The sequence below is a fragment of the Rhodospirillales bacterium genome, from assembly GCA_023898765.1.
Classification (GTDB): Bacteria; Pseudomonadota; Alphaproteobacteria; order Micavibrionales; family Micavibrionaceae.
The window spans coordinates 251,200-270,335 of the sequence record CP060238.1 but is presented as its reverse complement, the minus strand read 5'-3'; the positions used below and the strand labels follow the sequence as shown (position 1 = coordinate 270,335).

The 19,136-nt window shown below is 52.4% G+C and carries 19 protein-coding genes and 1 tRNA gene; 11 read left to right on the top strand and 9 right to left on the bottom strand.

Annotated features, from left to right (window positions below):
- Positions 1-15: 15 nt before the first annotated feature.
- From H6853_01325 to H6853_01315, 3 genes are all read left to right on the top strand, one after another.
- The gene (locus H6853_01325; protein USO04558.1) at positions 16-1,419 is read left to right on the top strand and encodes a threonine synthase; all 1,404 of its coding nucleotides are present in this window, start codon (positions 16-18) and stop codon (positions 1,417-1,419) included.
- A gap of 6 nt (positions 1,420-1,425) precedes the next feature.
- Entirely contained in the window at positions 1,426-2,688 is a 1,263-nt protein-coding gene (locus H6853_01320) for an insulinase family protein (GenBank protein USO03950.1), read from the top strand.
- A gap of 221 nt (positions 2,689-2,909) precedes the next feature.
- Positions 2,910-3,152 (top strand): hypothetical protein, encoded by a 243-nt coding sequence (locus H6853_01315; GenBank protein ID USO03949.1) that lies wholly within the window; start codon positions 2,910-2,912, stop codon positions 3,150-3,152.
- 12 nt (positions 3,153-3,164) lie between these two features.
- Here H6853_01315 and H6853_01310 read toward each other — a convergent pair whose 3' ends face one another.
- From H6853_01310 to guaA, 3 genes are all read right to left on the bottom strand, one after another.
- The gene (locus H6853_01310; GenBank protein ID USO03948.1) at positions 3,165-3,371 is read right to left on the bottom strand and encodes a hypothetical protein; all 207 of its coding nucleotides are present in this window, start codon (positions 3,369-3,371) and stop codon (positions 3,165-3,167) included.
- A gap of 83 nt (positions 3,372-3,454) precedes the next feature.
- Positions 3,455-4,306 (bottom strand): restriction endonuclease, encoded by an 852-nt coding sequence (locus H6853_01305; protein USO03947.1) that lies wholly within the window; start codon positions 4,304-4,306, stop codon positions 3,455-3,457.
- 915 nt (positions 4,307-5,221) lie between these two features.
- A complete protein-coding gene (gene guaA / locus H6853_01300; GenBank protein USO03946.1) occupies positions 5,222-6,811 on the bottom strand; it encodes a glutamine-hydrolyzing GMP synthase in 1,590 nt (529 codons plus the stop codon).
- Between the two features lie 105 nt (positions 6,812-6,916).
- Here guaA and metF point away from each other — a divergent pair, with 105 nt between their 5' ends.
- Positions 6,917-7,774: a methylenetetrahydrofolate reductase [NAD(P)H] gene (gene metF / locus H6853_01295; GenBank protein ID USO03945.1), complete on the top strand. Its 858-nt coding sequence runs from the start codon at positions 6,917-6,919 to the stop codon at positions 7,772-7,774.
- A gap of 53 nt (positions 7,775-7,827) precedes the next feature.
- On the opposite strand, the gene H6853_01290 is transcribed toward metF, so the two are convergent.
- From H6853_01290 to H6853_01265, 6 genes are all read right to left on the bottom strand, one after another.
- Positions 7,828-7,903, bottom strand: a tRNA-Ala gene (locus tag H6853_01290).
- Between the two features lie 103 nt (positions 7,904-8,006).
- Complete coding sequence (gene mscL / locus H6853_01285) at positions 8,007-8,420, bottom strand: large conductance mechanosensitive channel protein MscL (protein USO03944.1); 414 nt, start codon at positions 8,418-8,420, stop codon at positions 8,007-8,009.
- 95 nt (positions 8,421-8,515) lie between these two features.
- The gene (locus H6853_01280) at positions 8,516-10,039 is read right to left on the bottom strand and encodes a sigma-54-dependent Fis family transcriptional regulator (GenBank protein ID USO03943.1); all 1,524 of its coding nucleotides are present in this window, start codon (positions 10,037-10,039) and stop codon (positions 8,516-8,518) included.
- Between the two features lie 184 nt (positions 10,040-10,223).
- The gene (locus tag H6853_01275) at positions 10,224-10,943 is read right to left on the bottom strand and encodes a Bax inhibitor-1/YccA family protein (protein USO03942.1); all 720 of its coding nucleotides are present in this window, start codon (positions 10,941-10,943) and stop codon (positions 10,224-10,226) included.
- A 79-nt stretch (positions 10,944-11,022) separates the two neighbouring features.
- The gene (locus H6853_01270; GenBank protein USO03941.1) at positions 11,023-12,108 is read right to left on the bottom strand and encodes a M48 family metallopeptidase; all 1,086 of its coding nucleotides are present in this window, start codon (positions 12,106-12,108) and stop codon (positions 11,023-11,025) included.
- Positions 12,109-12,114: 6 nt separating this feature from the next.
- The gene (locus H6853_01265; protein USO03940.1) at positions 12,115-12,681 is read right to left on the bottom strand and encodes a LemA family protein; all 567 of its coding nucleotides are present in this window, start codon (positions 12,679-12,681) and stop codon (positions 12,115-12,117) included.
- A gap of 72 nt (positions 12,682-12,753) precedes the next feature.
- Between H6853_01265 and H6853_01260 the strand changes: the two genes are divergently transcribed.
- The 7 genes from H6853_01260 to tadA all read left to right on the top strand — a co-directional run bounded on the left by H6853_01260 (position 12,754) and on the right by tadA (position 19,136).
- Positions 12,754-13,989 carry an FIST C-terminal domain-containing protein gene (locus tag H6853_01260; GenBank protein USO03939.1) on the top strand — a complete coding sequence of 412 codons (1,236 nt, stop codon included), beginning with the start codon at positions 12,754-12,756 and terminating at the stop codon, positions 13,987-13,989.
- 96 nt (positions 13,990-14,085) lie between these two features.
- Positions 14,086-14,934 carry a thioredoxin fold domain-containing protein gene (locus tag H6853_01255; protein USO03938.1) on the top strand — a complete coding sequence of 283 codons (849 nt, stop codon included), beginning with the start codon at positions 14,086-14,088 and terminating at the stop codon, positions 14,932-14,934.
- Positions 14,935-14,960: 26 nt separating this feature from the next.
- Entirely contained in the window at positions 14,961-16,049 is a 1,089-nt protein-coding gene (locus H6853_01250; protein ID USO03937.1) for a hypothetical protein, read from the top strand.
- A 44-nt stretch (positions 16,050-16,093) separates the two neighbouring features.
- Positions 16,094-16,513 (top strand): lytic transglycosylase domain-containing protein, encoded by a 420-nt coding sequence (locus H6853_01245; GenBank protein ID USO03936.1) that lies wholly within the window; start codon positions 16,094-16,096, stop codon positions 16,511-16,513.
- Positions 16,514-16,624: 111 nt separating this feature from the next.
- The gene (locus H6853_01240) at positions 16,625-17,152 is read left to right on the top strand and encodes a DotD/TraH family lipoprotein (GenBank protein USO04557.1); all 528 of its coding nucleotides are present in this window, start codon (positions 16,625-16,627) and stop codon (positions 17,150-17,152) included.
- 8 nt (positions 17,153-17,160) lie between these two features.
- Positions 17,161-17,988 (top strand): type IV secretion system DotC family protein, encoded by an 828-nt coding sequence (locus tag H6853_01235; GenBank protein USO03935.1) that lies wholly within the window; start codon positions 17,161-17,163, stop codon positions 17,986-17,988.
- Positions 17,967-19,136 (top strand): Flp pilus assembly complex ATPase component TadA, encoded by a 1,170-nt coding sequence (gene tadA, locus H6853_01230; GenBank protein ID USO03934.1) that lies wholly within the window; start codon positions 17,967-17,969, stop codon positions 19,134-19,136. Before H6853_01235 ends, tadA begins: the two co-directional genes overlap by 22 nt.

Genomic DNA, 19,136 nt, shown 5'->3' with positions numbered 1-19,136 from the left:
ATTAATATCCTTGGCATGACCGCTTATATCTCTACACGGGGCGCGACGGCCCCCAAAAGTTTCACGGATGTTCTTTTATCCGGCCTTGCGCCGGATGGCGGGCTTTTTCTGCCGGAACGCTGGCCCGTGCTGGAGCCGAAAACGTTAAAGTCTTTGGTCGGCGCGCCTTATGCGGATGTGGCCTGTCAGGTGATGGCGCCTTTTGTCGGGAAGGACATCCCGGCGGAAGATCTGCACCGGATCATCTCGGATGTGTACCGGGAGAATTTTAATCACTCTGCTGTGGCGCCTCTGGTCCAGATCGGTCCGAATGCGTGGATTTTGGAACTTTTTCACGGCCCGACTTTGGCCTTTAAGGATTACGCGCTCCAGTTTCTGGGTCGGATGTTTGATTATGTGCTGGAACGGCGCGGGCAGCGCGTCACGATTGTCGGCGCGACCTCCGGCGATACCGGGTCGGCCGCCATCGAAGCATTCCGGTCCTGCCGGAACATTGATATTTTTATCCTGCACCCCGAAGGCCGCACCTCGGACGTGCAACGCCGGCAGATGACCACCATTGAAGCTCCGAACGTGTTCAACATCGCGCTGAAAGGCACGTTTGACGATTGTCAGGGCTTTGTGAAGGATATGTTTGCCGACCGGCCTTTTCGTGAGGAGATGAACCTGTCGGCGGTCAATTCGATCAACTGGGCCCGGATTATGGCGCAAATCGTCTATTATGTCAGCGCGTCCCTGTCCCTCGGCGGTCCGGAGCGCAAAGTTTCCTTTGCCGTGCCTACAGGCAATTTTGGAAATATTCTGGCGGCGTGGAGCGCGAAAAAAATGGGGGCGTCCATCGAAAGCCTGATTATAGGCTCCAACCGGAACGACATCCTGACCCGCTTTTTCGAGACCGGCACGATGCAGGCAGGCACGGTAGAGCCTTCCTTGTCGCCCAGTATGGACATCCAGATTTCCAGCAATTTTGAGCGCTATCTGTGCGAGTGTCTCGGGCGGGACCATGAGCGCCTGAAAGCTTTGATGGAATCTTTTAAGCAAAGCGGTCGTTTTTCGGTTTCGGCGGACCTTCTGGCCCGCGCCAAAAGGGATTTTGCCGCCCACCGCTGCAGCGACGAACAAACCCGCGAAATGATCGGCGCCTGCTATAAGGAAACGGGCTATCTTATCGACCCCCATACGGCCGTAGGGCTTTTTGCAGGCTGGCAGGAGGAAAAACGTGATCCTGCCGTGCCGCTTGTGGCTTTGGCCTGCGCGCATCCTGCAAAGTTTCCCGATGCGGTCAAGGATGCCACGGGCGTATATCCTGAATTGCCCGAACACCTGTCGGATCTTTATGAGCGCAAGGAGCATTTCACCGTGCTGGAAAAAGATTTCGCCAAAGTTCAGGATTTCGTTAAAACCAATGCAAACAGGTAGGAAACCATGACTCTTCAGCTTACAACGCTTTCAAACGGTTTGCGGGTCATTACGGATACGGTTACGGATGTGGAATCCGCCGCGATAGGGGTTTGGGTGGATGTGGGCACGCGCAATGAAAACCTCCTGCATAACGGCGTGGCGCACATGGTTGAACATATGATGTTCAACGGAACGGCGGACCGGACGTCCAAGGAAATTGCGGAGAGCATCGAGAGCCTTGGCGGGCAGATAAACGCCTATACCTCCCGTGAAATGACGGCCTACTATATCCATCTTTTGAAGGATGATGTGCCGATGGCGCTGGATGTTTTGTCGGACATTATCCAGCACTCCACTTTTCCCGATAAAGAGTTGGAAAAGGAGCGCGGCGTTATATTGCAGGAAATCGGGATGAGCAATGATACGCCGGATGACCTGATCTATGATATTTATCAGGAAACAGCCTATCCGGAGCAGGCGCTGGGCGCGCCAATTCTGGGGACGGCGGATATTGTGTCGAACATGCAAAAGGAAACGCTTTTCGACTATGTGCAGCGTTTTTACACCCCCTCAAGGCTCGTGATTTCCGCCGCCGGAAACATATCGCATGAAGAAATACTCTCCCGTGTGGAGGACCTGTTTGGGGATTTGCCGGAAGATACGTACCAGACTTACCGCGCGGCGGAGTATGACGGCGGGGAATGCCGCATGCAAAAAGATCTGGAACAAAGCCATATTGTCCTGGGGTTCCAGAGCATATCGCGCAACGATCCGGAATATTATACGGCGGTCCTGCTTTCGACCATTCTGGGCGGCGGGATGTCTTCGCGCCTGTTTCAGGAAGTGCGGGAAAAGCGCGGCCTTGTTTATTCCGTTTATGCCAGCCACAGCGCTTTTTCCGATGACGGGCAGTTTGAAATCTATGCCGGGACGGGGCCGGATAAACTGCCGGAGCTTATGCCGGTTTTGTGTGACGAAGTGCAAAAAACCGTTCAGGAAAATGTGACAGGCGAAGAACTTTCCCGTGCCAAGTCGCAGCTTCGGGCTTCTATCCTGATGAGCCGGGAATCCATGCTCTCCCGCGCCAACCGTCAGGCCAAGCATTTGCTGAATTTTGACAGGAAGATGGATATTCAGGACATTATCGCCCGGATCGAAGCGGTGAGTGAAAAGGACATTCGGGATATGGCCGGGCGTATTTTCGCCTCCAGACCGACGCTGGCGGCGCTGGGTCCTTTGGAGCATCTTGAGCCTTTCGAAAAAATCGAACAAAAACTCGCGGCCTGAACCTGTCGCCCTTCCGAAAAAGCCGGGTTATTCACAAAAATTGTCATCTTGAGCGAAGCGCCGGATAAAAATCCGGCGCGCAGTCGAAAGATCTTTTAAATTCAAGGTTATGAAGATCCTTCGACTGTCCGCGCCAAAGCGCGCTCCGCTCAGGATGACATCCGTGTAAAGATCAAAGAATTATGGTATAGTCTCTTCCACATAAGTCGGAGGATTACGTCATGAGCATAGAAGATTTTACAACTTTCCTGGGGTGGGTCTGCGTTATCAATATCGCCATTCTCACTTTGAGCAGCCTGCTTGTCATCGTACTGAGAGACTCTGTTTCCGGCCTTCATGCCAGACTGTTTTCTTTAAAGAAAGACGATGTTTTGAGGGCCTATTTTGAATATCTCGGGCAGCTCAAAATATTGGTGATCGTCTTTAACCTCGCGCCCTACATCGCGCTGAAGATCATGTATTAAGCCTGTGTTTGCCTATTTTTTATCTTCACCATGGTGATGATGATCGTGTCCGCAGCAACTTCCATCATGTTTATGCGCGTGGCCGTGGTCGTGACCATGAGGATGGTTCTCGCTTGCCGTCATGCCCATTGGAAAGTCCGACGGGCTGCCACCGGCTCCCATTGGCATCGTGGTGGAACCGCTTAACATTTTTTTAATCCGGTTAAATTTTTTTGTCATTTTTCACTCCCACTCAATCGTCTCAATACTATAAGATATTGATATATATAGCATAAAAATCTACTTTGTAACTAGTTTGTAACTTAATCGGTGAAAAGTTCATCTGATGGCTTCCAATCTTTGGCGTATTCATCCGCTTGCAGCAACCATTCAGAAATTCTATTCTCTGGCGAAATTTTCCTTCCCCAATATTCTTCGAAAAGAGCGTCTTCCAGATAACAAGCAGCCTCTTTCATTTCATCTTGAATATCCTGCAACGCTCTTAAAATGTAGTTACCGCCCCTCTTTGAGTCACCGCGTAAAGCAACGCTTCCAGCAGAGAATAAATCGCGAGCTTGAGGGCACATCACGCCATGATACGTTAGAATATACATCACAACATCTGTGTACTTATTTTTTGTACGTGACGGCTTAACAATTTGCGGGCAAAGCAAAGCAGCTTCTGCCCTAAGCTTACGCTTCTCTTCTTGTGATAAATTCATATATAAACGCACCTCAAAGGGAAGTGTATGATCTTGCTCTTCTTTATCTTCGAGCCACCAAAGACGTTCACCGGGCTTCAATCTTGAACGTGCGTATTTACGAACATATTTTATTTTTTCTTCAGGCGGCGATTTATAAAAATCTTCGTACGCTACGTCCATTTTCTCAAACAAAGACTGTGTGGGATACATCTCGACTTCAAATCGCGGTACGTGAGATGTTCGAACATGCATCACACATTCCTCATATTTTCCCCAGCGCACTTCAGGTTCGCCGCCCATTTTTCCAAACAAGAGATAAACATGTTTGACATCTTCGCCACGAGTTCCTTCAAAAACACTATTTGCAATACTCCGCCAAGTGTTGTTTGTCGTGAATTTAACCTCTATGCCGAATTCACCTAGCACGATGTCGGGAAAAACATGGGGATGTGGCGTCAGATCAACATTCATATCCGTGCCTAATTTTATAATAATTTCGCGCACCCTATCTTCAAAGCTCTTTGATGATGTAAACGCCTTACATACGCTATTTCTGACAGCGTACAGTGGAACACAGGAATAAATGGAATTTTCACTCCCACTGTTAAAGACCCAAAGACAAATATGGGGTCATTATATTAATGCTTCTAATGAATAATTGTTGTCACGACGAGGGATTCGTTACCCTCAATTTCAAGAGGTCGTTGAACGTATTGCGCTCTTGAAATACCGTAGGAGCAACCGCTCGATAATGCTGAGATAGACTTACCGCCAGCAACCTTTCTAAGGTCAGAGTTATACGTTGTCTGACGAAAGCGTTATACGCAGATCAAAGACACAGTTCATCTTTTAAACAAGGTGAACTGTGTCTTCAAAAAACGTAACCGCAGCATGTATAAAAATTAATCAATAATAAGATGTGCGAAGCACATCAAGAGCTTCGCTCTTGATCTATTGCAATCCAATAAATGATAAAATCATTGCCACTACAACACCTGTTATAATAGCCACAACATACGGATCATAAATCCAATCACGCATTTTTCTTCTTGATTGCGCCTGTTGCTTATCCTGCTTCTGTTTGACTGCGAGTTCGTAGTGTCTTTCGGAAATATTTTTTCTCTTTAGAAATCCAGCATCGAAATTGATAAATGCCGTTAGAAGCAAGCGTAGTATAGATTACAGCTTTACCACCATAAATCGGAACCTGATTTAAGTACGCTTTAGAATCTTTAATTTTATAATTGTTTTCTATCGTTTCGACACTTTGTAAGTTTTTATGAAGTCAGTGAATCTAACTGCTTGAAAAACATACTAGTTTGCAACAGCTTTGTAGTAAAGAATTTTTAATAAAATATTGATTTTATTATATAATATTTTTTGCCGTTACTCCCACTCAATGGTTCCGGGGGGTTTGGAGGTGATATCATAGGTCACGCGGTTGATACCCTGAACTTCGTTGATGATACGGGTGGACACGCGGCCCAGAAATTCATGATCGAAGGGGTAGTAATCCGCCGTCATGCCGTCTGTTGAGGTCACGGCGCGCAGGGCGCAGACATAATCATAAGTGCGCCCGTCGCCCATCACGCCGACGCTGCGCACGGGCAAAAGCACCACAAAAGCCTGCCAGATGGCGTCATACAGGCCGGCATTCCTGATTTCCTCGATGTAGATTGAGTCGGCCTTGCGCAGGATTTCGAGTTTTTCCTTTGTGACATCCCCCGGCATGCGGATCGCCAGCCCCGGCCCGGGAAAGGGGTGGCGGCGGATAAAGTCTTCGGGCATGCCAAGCTCCCGGCCCAGGGCGCGGACCTCGTCTTTGAAAAGCTCGCGCATTGGCTCCACCAGCTGCATATTCATGCGCTCGGGCAAGCCGCCGACATTGTGATGGGATTTAATGGTCACGCTCGGCCCGCCCACGAAAGAAACGCTTTCGATGACATCGGGATAGAGCGTTCCCTGTGCAAGAAATCCGGCGTCGCCGATTTCCCGCGCGCGTTTTTCAAACACATCAATAAAAAGCTTCCCGATAATCTTGCGCTTGGCTTCGGGTTCGCTGACACCTGCCAGCTCTCCCAGAAACAAATCCGACGCGTCTTCATGGATCAGCGGAATATTGTAATGCTCCCGGAAAAGAGACACGACCTGGTCGCTTTCGCCTGCGCGCATCATGCCCGTATCCACATAGATACAGGTCAACTGGTCGCCGATCGCTTCGTGGAGGAGAACCGCCGTAACGGAAGAATCCACGCCGCCGGAAAGCCCGCAAATGACTTTGCCGTCGCCGACCTGCCTGCGGATTTTCTCTATGGCTTCTTCGCGGAAGGCCGCCATGGTCCAGTCGCCGCTGCAGCCGCATATGTTATGCGTGAAATTCCGGTACAGGGCTGCGCCGTGCGGCGTGTGAACGACTTCGGGATGGAACTGCACGCCGTAGAATTTTCGTGTGTCGTCTGCAATAATGGCGAAAGGCGCGCCGCTTGATTTTCCCACGGGCCGGAAACCGCCAGGCAGATGCGCCACATGGTCGCCATGGCTCATCCAGACCTGTTCATGCGCCCCTTTTTTCCAGACGCCGCTAAACAAGGGAGAGTCTTCAATCACATCCACATAGGCCCGGCCAAATTCACGGGATTGCTCCCCTTCGACCACGCCGCCAAGCTGCTGCACCATGACTTGCTGGCCGTAGCAGATGCCCAGAACGGGCACGCCGAACTGAAAAACAATATCCGGCGCCCGCGGCGAATCTTTATCCAGAACGCTGCATGGCCCGCCGGAGAGAATGATCCCCTTGGGATTGTAAGCTTTGATCCTGTCTTCATCGGCGTGGTTAAACGGCCAGATTTCACAGTAAACGCCGCTTTCACGCAAGCGCCGCGCAATCAGCTGCGTGACCTGAGAGCCGAAGTCGAGAATCAGGATATGGTCGTGTCGCGGTTTAAAAGGCACGTTTTTCTTTTGAGCTTGTCCCATGGGTTTTTTTAGCGATAAAACCCGGAAAACGCAAGCCGGTCTGCACAGCGGGCACTTCCAAAAGAAATATTGCTTTTTTTGCGTGGGGCCGGATACTTGAATCCCATGTATAAGTACAAACCCGCTCTCAGCTTTGAATTTTTTCCGGCCAGAACAGACCAGGGGGCGCAGGGCCTGATGAAGACGGTTCGGGATCTGGCGGCGCTGGATCCTGTCTATATGACGGTCACTTTCGGGGCCGGCGGCGGGGGCCGCGAAGGCACGCTGGAAACATTAAAGGCCCTTCAGTCTGTTACGGATGTTCCGCTGGGCTCCCATCTGACCTATATCTGCCTGACGAAGGCCGAGCTGTCGGCGTATCTGGAAACGCTCTGGGCCGGCGGCGTGAAGCATATTGTGGCGCTGCGCGGGGATATGCCCAAAGATCAGGCCGATGTAAAATGGCCGCTCGATCCGGACCTGAATTATTACCAATATACCAGTGATTTTGTGGAAGGGATCAGGGCGCAGCACCCGTTTGAGATTTCGGTCGGGGCCTATCCTGAAAAACACCCCGATGCGCCGTCTCTGGAATCCGATATAGAGGCGCTTAAAAAGAAATGTGATGCGGGGGCGACCCGTGCCATCACCCAGTTCTTTTTTAACAATGACAGCTATTACCGCTTTCTGGATAAGGTGCGCGCCGCCGGCATTTCAACGCCCGTTGTTCCGGGGATTTTGCCCGTCTATGATTTTAAGGGGATGCTGAAATTTGCCAAAAACTGCCATGCCCATGTTCCTCCGTGGGTCCATGAAAAATTCGACGGGCTGGACGGCCGCCCCGAAGAGGCGCTTAAGATCGCAGAAGGGCTATTGACCGCGCAATGCCGCGATCTGATGGATCACGACGTCCCGCATTTTCATTTTTACACGATGAATAAACCGGAGCTTCCCCTTAAGGTTTGCAAAACTCTCGGTTTTTAGGCCTTTTATATGAACGTGATTCCGGGCGAATGCCTTGAAAATTTCCTGAAAAATGGTGGAGCCGAGGAGGATCGAACTCCCGACCTCTACACTGCCAGTGTAGCGCTCTCCCGGCTGAGCTACGGCCCCATAGTGATAAGCAAGTGATGGATTATCAGTGATTATCGCCTAATTCAAGAAAAAAGCGGCTCATCTGCATTTGCCGCTTTTTTACAATCCTGTTTGCCTGAGCTTATTTTTTCAGCAGGTCGCGGATTTCCGTCAGGAGCTGGATATCCGCAGGAGGCGCTGCCGGTGCTTTTGGAGCTTCTTCCGCGGCCTTTTTCAGTCTGTTGACCTGTTTCACAAGCAGGAAGACAACGAAGGCCACAATCAGGAAATTGATAACAGCATTCATGAAAACGCCGTATTTTACAATGCTGGCCCCGGCTTCTTCTGCGGCGGCGAGGGTTCCGAAATCGCTGCCGTCAAGCGCTATGAACAAATTGGAAAAATCGACGCCGCTGGTGAAGACGCCGATAACCGGCATAAGCACGTCGCCAACCATAGACGTGACGATTGCGGTGAAGGCGGCGCCCATGATAATCCCGACGGCCATATCCATGACATTTCCACGGGCAATAAAATCTTTGAATTCGTTAAACATCCGTTTGAACTCCCCTTTAAATTAAATTTCTTTATGCCAAAAATCAGCCCGAAAACTAGGCGGGGGACGTGTATCTGTCAAGTCCGGGAGGATGTTTACGGGGTTTTATGGTCTGCCGTTGTGAGGTTGCCTTCCTCCCATCCCAGTTTTTTCCGGTAAATTGTCGAGGGAGAGATTTCAAGCATGGCCGCGGCTTTGGGAATATTGCCACCGCATAAATCAATGGCTTTTTCGATGACATCTTTTTCAATTTGCCATAACGGAGGAATGGATAAGGGATTATCGGAAGGCGTTGTGTGGGGCGCAAGATTCAGGATGTTTTCCGCCCGGGCAATATCTATCCGGGGTTCAGATTGGGGATTGCGATTTCCGTTTATTTCATTGGGCAGCATGCTTTTTTCAATGCGCTGGCCCTGTTGGAGGACGACAATATTGTGGATGATGTTTTGAAGCTCGCGCACATTGCCGGGCCAGTCATAAGCTTGAAGCGCTTTTTCGGCCTCTTCCGAAAACCCGTCAAAATTCTTTTTTTCTTCCCGTGCGTAGTGCTGCAGGAAGAAATCCGCCAGATCGAGAATGTCGCTTTCCCGTTCCTGCAGAGACGGCATGTGGATCGGGACGACATGCAGGCGGTAGTAAAGATCTCCACGGAAGCGCCCTGCCCGGACTTCTTTCAGCGGGTTTTTATTGGTGGCGCACACAATGCGCACGTCCGCAATTTCCATTTTATTGCTTCCGACTTTTTGAAAGGACAGGTTTTGCAGGAAGCGCAGGAGTTTGGATTGCATATCCATGTTCATTTCGCAGATTTCGTCCAGAAAGAGCGTGCCGCCATGGGCGCGGGTGACGGCACCCACGCGGTCCGATATGGCCCCCGTAAAGGCCCCTTTGACGTGACCGAAAAGTTCCGATTCGATCAGGTCCCTCGGAATGGCGGCGCAATTGACGGCGACAAAGGGATGCTGCGCTCTGGGGGAATATTTATGGATGCTTTCCGCGCAAATTTCCTTGCCTGTTCCTGATGCGCCCGTGATGAAAATAGTGGCTTTGCTGGGCGCCGCATTTTCAATGATGTCGTAGACAAGCCGCATGGGGCGGGAAAAACCTATAAAACCGGCAAAACCTTTCTTTTCCTTCCGGTCTTCTTCCGCCGGTATTTTTTCCGTGGGGGACGGGGCTGCCGCGGTATCGACAGGCTGGCGTTCCGTATCCTCGACCAGGATGGCTTTGGTGGAAAGCCCGTAGGCTTTCGAAGCTTTTTCAACCGCAGCGCCAAGTTTATCAATGTTAAAAGGCTTGATCAGGAAGTCGGCGGCGCCTGCCCGCATAGATTGCACGGCAACGTTAACTGACCCGTATCCCGTAATGACTATGACAGGGGAATCAAAGCCGGCTTCCCGCATTTGTGTGAGCAAGTCCAGACCGTCTATATCCGGAAGATGAACATCCAGAATCAGAAGGTCAAAGTTTTCTTTGTGAATTTGGTCTAACGCCTCATAACCGGACAAGACGGCGTTTACGACAAATCCCTGTCGTTCGAAATATCTTTTATAGAGGCTGTTTAAAGATTCCGTATCCTCTACCAAAAGAATATGTTTTTCCTCCGGCCCCGTGCCCATACATGCCCCAAACTTACACCCCGGCCTTGTTTTTAAATTCGCGAAGCGATTCGCAACTTATAATTGATTATATTCCTTCCGCCCCTTTATACAAATCTAATACAAATGTATGACAAAACCGTTAAAAAAAGCCCGAAAACGCTCCGGGCTTTTCATTTTGCATTGCAATATGAGGTTGCAGGGTTTAGTCCCGCTGTCCTACAAAATGCAGAATATACTGGAAAATGGCGATAAAGCTTATATACAGGGTCAACGCGGCAGACCAGGCCATGCGGCTGTTGACCTCTCCCCCCTGGGAAGGGTGGTACATCTCTTTCATCGTCTGCGTCTGCCAGGCGGTTACGCCTGAAAAGGCGATCAGGCCCGCGCCGGCGATGACGTTTTGCATGGTGCTTGTTTCAACGCCGAACGCGCCCGCGATTATGGTGCCGATGGATAGGATGAAGACTCCCATAACGCCCATGACGGCAAATGTGCCCAGCGCATCGAGATTTTTCTTTGTGACATAGCCAAAGACGCTAAGGCCGGCAAACAGGGCGGAGGCCATAAAGAAAGCCCGCGCGATGCTCTCGCCCGTATAGGCTTTCAGAATCACGGCAAAGCTGATTCCGTAGAGGATGCAAATTCCGGCAAAGGCCAGCCGCAGTTTGTTGGAACTCATCCGCTCTGGACGGAATCCAAACCAGAGAACGGCCAAAGGCGCAAACATAACCACATAGGCCTGCGGGCCGCCCAGAAAAAGCATCATCAAAGTATCGGAGCTTGAAACGAGCCAAGCCGTCAGGGCGGTGATTAAAACCCCTGCGGTCATGCGGTTATAGACGCTTTGCATGTGGGCCTGCAGGCCCGCATCGTAAGTGCTCGCCGATGTTTTTACGTGTGATCCGAAGTTATTCTGTTCCATTACTTCCTCTTATTTTTCCTCTTAAACTAAAGAATTATAGGCCCGAATATACGGCTATTTTATGGCTTTTCCAAGAAATTTAACCCCAGGGGTTTTTCCGGCGGGCTTTGAATCGCTCGCGGGTCGTCCAGTTCTCGCGGGCGGTCCGGGGGCGGTTAAAGCGCTCCGGTCCTGCCGCGCGGATTTTCGGCCTGATATCGGGGATCGGCGTATGGGTGGTTTCAGAGAGGATCCGGATGCGTTTTTCAATCGGCGGATGCGTGGCGAAGAGTCCCATAAAAGGAACGCGGTTTTCAATGCACATCATCTGGATATCGCCGGGCATTTTTGGAATGGCGTCCATTCCGGCAATGCGCGCCAGCGCCCGCATCATGGCCGCCGGATTCTTTGTGATTCGGACAGAGCCGGCATCGGCCATATATTCGCGGCCGCGCGAAATGGCAAAGCGCATGAAAAGCGTCGCGAAATAGCCCACCCATAAAATGAGTGCGATCGCGAGAAGCAATAAAAACCCGCCGCTTTTTTTATCTCCCGATCCGCTACGCGGTACCCAAAGGCTGTAGCGGACATTGCTCCAGAGCATCTGTGCGGCGAAACCGATCATGCCGGTAAAAATGACGCAGACCATCAGAAGCCGCACATCGCGGTTTAAAATATGGGTCAGTTCGTGGGCCAGGACGGCTTCCACCTCGTCCTTGGAGAGGGATTGCAGCAGGCCGCGCGTGACGGTAACGCAGTAGCTTTTATTGTTGATTCCGCTGGCAAAGGCGTTTCGGGCGTGGCTTTCAATGATTTCCAGTTTTGGCATGGGCAGGCCGACGGATATGCAGAGATTTTCAAACAGGTTGTAGAGCTCCGGCTCCTCTTTGCGTGTGACGGGGTGGGAATGCGACATGGACCGGATCATACGGCCGTGAAAAAACCACGAAACCATAAACCAGATAAGAACGATGCTTAAAATAACGGGCCAATAGGCGGCAATGATTCCGCCGGCAAAAAGCCGGGCGTTTTCCATGTCGTTTGACGGGCTGTTCAGGAGGCCCGCGGCAAAGGCGCAGGCCCATATAATTCCGCCAAGAATTACAGGATACAGCGCCAACAGGCCAAGCGACCGCAGGTTATTGTTCCAGATATGGGTTTGGAGGCCATGGGGAGCGGAAGCCATGGGGCGTTACGTTCCGAAATGAACATTCGGCGCTTTTTCCAGCACGTCCCGCTCTGCGTCGTCGACCTCGAAAAATTCTTCGCTGTGAAACCCGAAACGCCCGGCAATCAGGTTGGCCGGGAATTGCTGGACGGACGTATTATATTCGTTCGTGGCGTTATTGAAGAAGCGCCGTGCCGCCGCAATCTTGTTTTCGATATCGGACAGCTCCGCCATCAGTTTCTGGAAATTCTGGTCGGCTTTTAAATCGGGATAATCTTCGGCAACGGCGTGCAGGTTGACAAGCGCGCCGCCCAGAACCCGTTCGGCCTGAAGCCTTTCGCCTTCGCTTTTGGCGTTTTGAATGCCGGCGCGGGCTTTTGTGATATTTTCGAAAACGTCTTTTTCGTGACCGGCATAGCCTTTAACGGTTTCAACCAGCGAGGGCACGAGATCGAAACGCAGCTTGAGCTGCACGTCAATATCCGAAAAGGCATTTTTCCGGTTCTGGCGCAGGGCGACCAGGCGGTTGTAAATGCTGACGAGTATGACCGCGATAACGGCAAGAATACCAAGGGGAACAAGCCATTCCATGTTTTATGCTCCTTTTTATCTTGAATGATGGACGCCATCCTAGCAGACTGATGCTTTAAAGGCTTATAAAAAATGACTTTATTCAGATCGACGCAATTTGCCAGTGCTGCCGCCTCCGGCCATGACTGGCGCGAATGTTCCAAAAAAGTGCTCGAAGCCCTTGAATCTGCGCGGACGAAAGAAGACGGGTTTAATATGGGGCTTCTTTATATCACGGATGCGCTGGCGGAGGATGCTGCCAGCATCATAACCTTGTTTCGTTCGGTCACTGGGATTGAAGTCTGGACGGGCTGTGTCGGCCTCGGCGTTGTGGGCGTGGGAGAAGAGTTTGTCGACGGGCCCGCGATCAGCGCCATGATCGGGCGGCAGGAAGAGGGGCAGGTCAAACCTTTTTTCTTTAAGGGCAAGGAAGCAAAGGAGCTTCAAGCGCATATGTCCGCGTGGCTGGAAGAGCATGATCCCATGCTTGTTCTGGCGCATGGGGATCCTTTCTCGGATCCTGATCCGGCGGATATGTTGGGCACGCTGGAAAAGCATATTGGCGGGTTTGTGGCCGGGGGCATTTTATCTTCGCGGAAACAACCTGTCCTTTTCGGGCAGGGCGCTTGTGAAGGCGGGATAAGCGGTCTGGCCTTCGATACCGGCATTCCTGTGGCCACCGGTTTAAGTCAGGGCTGTGCACCGATCGGGGGGGAACATGAAATTACGAAGGCGGATGAACATGTTATTCTGGAACTGGACGGCCGCCGTGCTTTTGACGTTTTTACAGAAAGCCTGAGAGCCCTGACGATTGAACAGACGGGCATAGACCCGGACCAGATCGTTGTTGAAAGCGGGCAAATTGAGGACTGTTCCGATATTCCCAAAGAACTCAGGGCGCTTTTCGAGGGCGGTGTCCATGTGGCTTTTCCCGTGTCCGGGAGCGACATGAAGGATTATATGGTGCGCAATCTTGTCGGTGTGGATCCGGAGGACGGGGCTATTGCCGTCTCTCATCCCGTGACAACGGGGCAGCGGATATTCTTTGTCCACCGGAGCGAAAAGATTGTCCGGGAAGATCTGTCCCATAGTCTGGTCTCTTTGAGGGGAAGGGTTCAGCAGGAATACGGCGCTTTTGAACCCAAAGGCGCGGTTTATATTTCCTGCGCCGGCCGTGCTTTTTCGGGGTTTAGCGGCCGGGAAGGCGGGGAAATGGCTTTGGTGCGCGAAGTGATCGGGGATGTGCCTTTGTGCGGGTTTTATGCCGGGGGCGAGATTTCCGGCGGGCATCTTTACAGCTATGTGGGGGTTCTGATTCTCTTTCTTTGACTTGGCTGTGGTTTGCACCCAGTTTAGCTTTGATCTGTAAATGCGAATATCTTACAATCACTCGGAATTTAACATTAGGCAGCAAGGTTTTTGGCCATGATTTTTTTGATACGCATATTTGTTTTTGTTGTTGTTTTAGGCTCTTTTATCGGCCCTGTTTGCGCGCAGGAGCCTGATTTGCCCAAAATCCCCGCGGCGTTGCAGGGTCTGGTGGACCGGGGCGCGCAGGCGCGCTTTTTGGGTCGAAAATTCGGGCTGGATGGCTGGATCACAATCTATCAGGGGCAGGAGCAGTATTATTATATTACGCCCGATCAAAAAGGGTTCGTGATGGGAATTCTTTTCGATGAAAACGGAAAAATGGCGACTGTGGATCAGGTGAGGGCCTTGCAAAAGCAGGGAGATTCCGAGATTCTGGATTTTCTGGCCGCAGACAGTTCAAAACCCAAGGAGATCACATCCGTAACGGACAAGTTCGAATATAAAACCCCCGCTGAAAAGATGTTCGCGGATGTGGAAAACAGCAACTGGCTGAGACTGGGCAACGAAGACGCACCGGCGGTTTATGTTTTCGTCGATCCCCAGTGCCCGCACTGCCATGCTTTTATGGATGATTTGCGTAAGGATTATATCGAGAAAGGCTTGATTCAGGTCCGGTTGATTCCTGTGGGCTTCCGCCCGGAAACATTGGCGCAGGCGGCGTTTCTTCTGGCGTCGCCAAATCCGCAGGAACGCTGGTTCAAACATCTGGAGGGCGACGAAAGCGCTTTGCCGGCGGCAATGGATATCAGTACGCAAGGGGTTCAGAAAAATCTGGCTTTGATGCAGGCGTGGAAATTTACGGTGACTCCGCTGACCACTTACCGGTCCCGAAACGGGGAAGTTAAGATTGTGCGCGGGCGGGCCAAGGATGTCAGCCAAATTCTGGCCGATCTGGCGCCTTAAGAAGAAAAGATCAGGGGAAAAATTTGATGGATCAACGCAGCGAATTTCTTCTTGAATTGCTCGACAAGCTCGGCGCCCCCTTGATGGACGCTATGCAGCGTTCCGGCCCGTCGGAACTGGAAGGAGCGGAAACGCTGGCGGCCCTTTTGGGGCAGTCTGTCCAGATGGGGCTTTCTCTTGCCCAGAAAATGGATTTGAAGGAAGAGGGCGAGGATAAAGAGAGCGATTCCGATGCGGTGCGCCTGTCTTTAAGCGCGATGGCAGGCCAGTTTGTCGCGGGAAGCTACGTGCGGCAGGGCCATGTTCCAACGGAAGAAGAGGCGCAGCGTCTGGTTAAGGCTTTGAGTACCGTTTTGACCTTTGCAAACAATTTTACGCCTTCGGCGCAGCATGTGGCGCGTTTGAAGGTGACGGGAAGCCGGAAACCCCTTTTTGATGAAACGCAGAGTCAGATTTTTTATCTAAGCGCGATGGCTCCTGTTTTGGGCGCGGTCGCAGAATTTCCGTTTGGCAAAAGCGAAACGGTTCTGATCCAGGAGGTCGCCGAGAAACTGGCGATTCGGGCAGCGGGCCTGCGCGAAGCGCTGATCGGCAGCGCCTCCGAATCTGCGGAGGCCGCTTTTTCCGAATTGATGATTTTACATACATTGGCGCGCGTTTATGCGGATTGCCACCGCGCGCAGACCAAAAAATTATTGGCACAGGGAGAGGATATCCGTGAAGAGATATCTTCCGAGAGCGTCTGGGAGGGGTTCGATTTGCGCCTTGCCATGTTTGAAACGCTTTTGAATGCGTCCGTTCCGGGGGCTGCTTCGGGAGACACCGCTTCGGAAGAGGGCTTTTCACCGGCCCCGGCGGAAGCGGCTGAGGCGCCGCAGGCGCCGGCATCTCCGGCGCAACAGGACGGCGGCAACCCGATGGGATTTTTTGCAAAAGGGGGAACTTCCTCTCCGCCTTCCGCTCCGGCGGCGGCCTCTCCTGCGGCGGAAGCTCCGCCGCCTGCGCCGGAACAGGTTTCAGCGCCGCCGCCACCGCCGCCGGTTCAGGAAGGGAATACGGGCAATCCGATGTCTTTCTTTAAGCCGGGGGCCAAACCAAAGGAAAATGAAAGTTAAAAAGTTGATAGGTAAACTGAAGCAGATTCGGGTATAATTCACATATGACTAAAATCCTTGCAGCCTGTTTAATGCTTGCCGCGCAGACTTACGCGGTGCCGCCGGCTGTGCTTGTGGGAATCTATCAGGTTGAGGGTGGCGCCGTGGGGCAGTCTGTCGGCCCCAACGACAACGGAAGCTACGATCTGGGGCCCATGCAGATCAACACGGTCTGGCTGCCCGATCTGGCCAGACGCTGGGGGGTCAGCGAAAGGACGGCCAGACGCTGGGTGAAGGATGACCCTTGCACGAATATGGGGGTGTCCGCGTGGATTTTGCGGACCCATATGGAAGAAACAGGCTCGCTTTCCAAGGCCATTGCCCATTATCATTCCCGGACGCCACGCTATGGTTACGCCTATAAATCGAAAGTTGTTACAGCGATGCGGCGTAAGGGGCTTATCAGGGATGAGGCCACCAGATAGGTCCGGACAGGTTTTGTCTGTTGGGAACTTTTATCCGGCGCTTGCTGGAATCTTGTCGAGGCGCTAGAGTGTTGGAATAATTAGACCGCAGTTACGATATATTGGCGTGTGATGCAGATATTGGAAAATCATTCAAAAAGGCTTGGAAATTTTAGCTTTTTGGTCGTGTGCCTTCTGGGCTGTCTGGCTTTAGGCGCCTGCACATCCAAACCAGTGCGGGATCCGCAGGTTGTGACCTCGCCGGACAAGGTGTCCCTGATGCTGGCGGAAGCGGCGGATAAGGCTTCTACGGCGCTGGAGACTTTGGCGGCTGTCGAACAAAGCCGGTCGCCGGGGGTCGCCGTTCAGCCTATTCACAACGTGCCGGAAGACTTGCAACGCGCGGTGACCATTAGCTGGGTGGGGCCGCCGGAACAGATCGGCAAACGGCTGGCCGAGCGCGTCGGGTACGGATTTCTGGCCATTGGAAACCGTCCGCCTGTGCCGCCCGTTATCAGCATAGATGTGCAGAACGAACCTGTGATCGACGTTTTGCGCGGGATAGGGCTGCAGCTTGGTGTGCGCGGGGATATCAAGGTGGACAGTGTCCGCAAGGTGGTTGAGCTTCATTATGCGCCCGTGACCGGGTTGGGGGGCTAGGCTCCCCTATGATTCGTTTCGCACTTTTCTTTTTCCTGGCTTTTTTTCTGACGGTTCCGGTTCCGGCGTGGGCCGGGTATGACGAAGACGAATTGCCGCCGCCTTCCTTGCAGGATCTTAAAAACCTGCCGAAGGAGAATAAGTTTGTCGATGACGAAGGGGCCATGCCGATTGATATCCGCGAAGATGCGCAAAAAGAGGCCGCCCTTTCTTATGGCGCGCGCGGCGGTCTGGCCTGGCGGACCTGGCATATCCGGGATGAGTTGGAAACGCGTGCCCGTTATATGGACAGGGTTTTCGATTTCCGGCAGCTGGTCATTCCGGCCCCTTCTGGGCTTCTGATCGAGCCGCCGATTATTTCGGAAGCTATCGACGCCATGATTATCAACGCGAACGGGCAGGAAGCGGCGGTGGCGGATCGTGTTTACAATATCGGCCGGAATGCCCGCATTATCAGCGCGCCGCGCACCTGGAGGGCCTATCTGGAGCGTCAATGGGGCGATGTGACCCCGCCGCCGGATATTTTGCGGCCTGAAACCGACGATGAGCGCCGGAAATGGGCGGATTGGGTTGAGGAAGGCTGGGAGGCCGGAGTCGATCAGGCCAACGAAATTTTTCAAACGGACCTGAACAAACTGGTCGCGGACTACCGGGGCATGATAAGATACAGAACGCTGTTGTCTCAGGGGATGGTTTCTCCTCCCTATGCCCTGCAGAAAGACCGAGGTGTTACCGGAGGGGGAAATGAAATGCGGGTCGGTGATCGAAGTGTAGAGATTACGGGCCTGCCCGAATTGAAAACGAAGTATCAGGAATGGTTACCCGCAACCCGGTAAGCCTTCTTAAAGGCAAAGATCATATTGCAGAGACCTGGATGGACGAACCGTCCAGATTTACGGACGAGCATGTCGATCCGTTTATTTTGTGGTGCGTCAAGAAGAACTCCTCCGATATTTCTCTTCAGACGGACCGTCCGGCCTATAACGAAATTTACGGTGTTCTTTATCCCGGTACATACCGTCCGATTGATGCGGCGGATATGGGCGTTTTCCTGCACAAAATCTACGGGCCGGATGCGACGGCCCGTCTGGCTTCCGGGAAGGATCTGGATTTGTCCTACGAAATTCGTCCCGACCGGTATACGCGCATTCGTTTCCGGGTGAACATCACCCCCATTCTGTCCCGCGGACGGGACTCGGCGCAAATCACCATGCGGGTATTGCCCAATGAGCCGCCGACCATGAAGGATTTGAACGTGGAGCCGGATATTATCAAATCCTGGATTCCGCGTCAGGGAATGGTGGTTATTACCGGTCCGACGGGGTCCGGTAAAACGACCTTGCTGGCGTCCGGTATTCGCATGCTCATGGAACGCAAGCACGGCGCCGGTAAAATCGTGTGCTACGAAGCGCCGATTGAATATGTGTATGATGCGATCAGGTCGCCGCGCTCCCTTATCTCCCAGACGGAAATTCCCCGCCATTTGCCGGATTTCGCGCGCGGGGTCCGGAATGCCTTGCGGCGGAAGCCCAATATTATCCTTGTGGGGGAGGCGCGGGACCGCGAGACGATTTCCGCCTCTATCGAGGCGGCCCAGACCGGGCATACCGTTTATACAACAACGCATACCATCGGTGTGGCCTCTACCATTCAGCGGATGGTGGCGACCTTTGACCCCAATGAACGTTCCGAGCGCGCCTATGCCCTTATGGAAACAATCAGGCTCGTGGTGACGCAAACGCTTGTTCCGAAAACAAGCGGGGGGCGGCTGGGCGTGCGGGAGTGGATGCGTTTTAATGACGAGGTGCGGGATAAGCTTCTTGGCATGGATTTTAAGGAATGGCCGGCCGAAATTCAGCGGATTATCCAGTTTTATGGCCAGACAATGGCGCAAAGCGCGGCGATTGCTTTTGACGCCGGAGATATTGATCGAAGGACGTATATTGTTTTATCTTCGTCTACAGGGGCAGGCGGCGGAGATTAG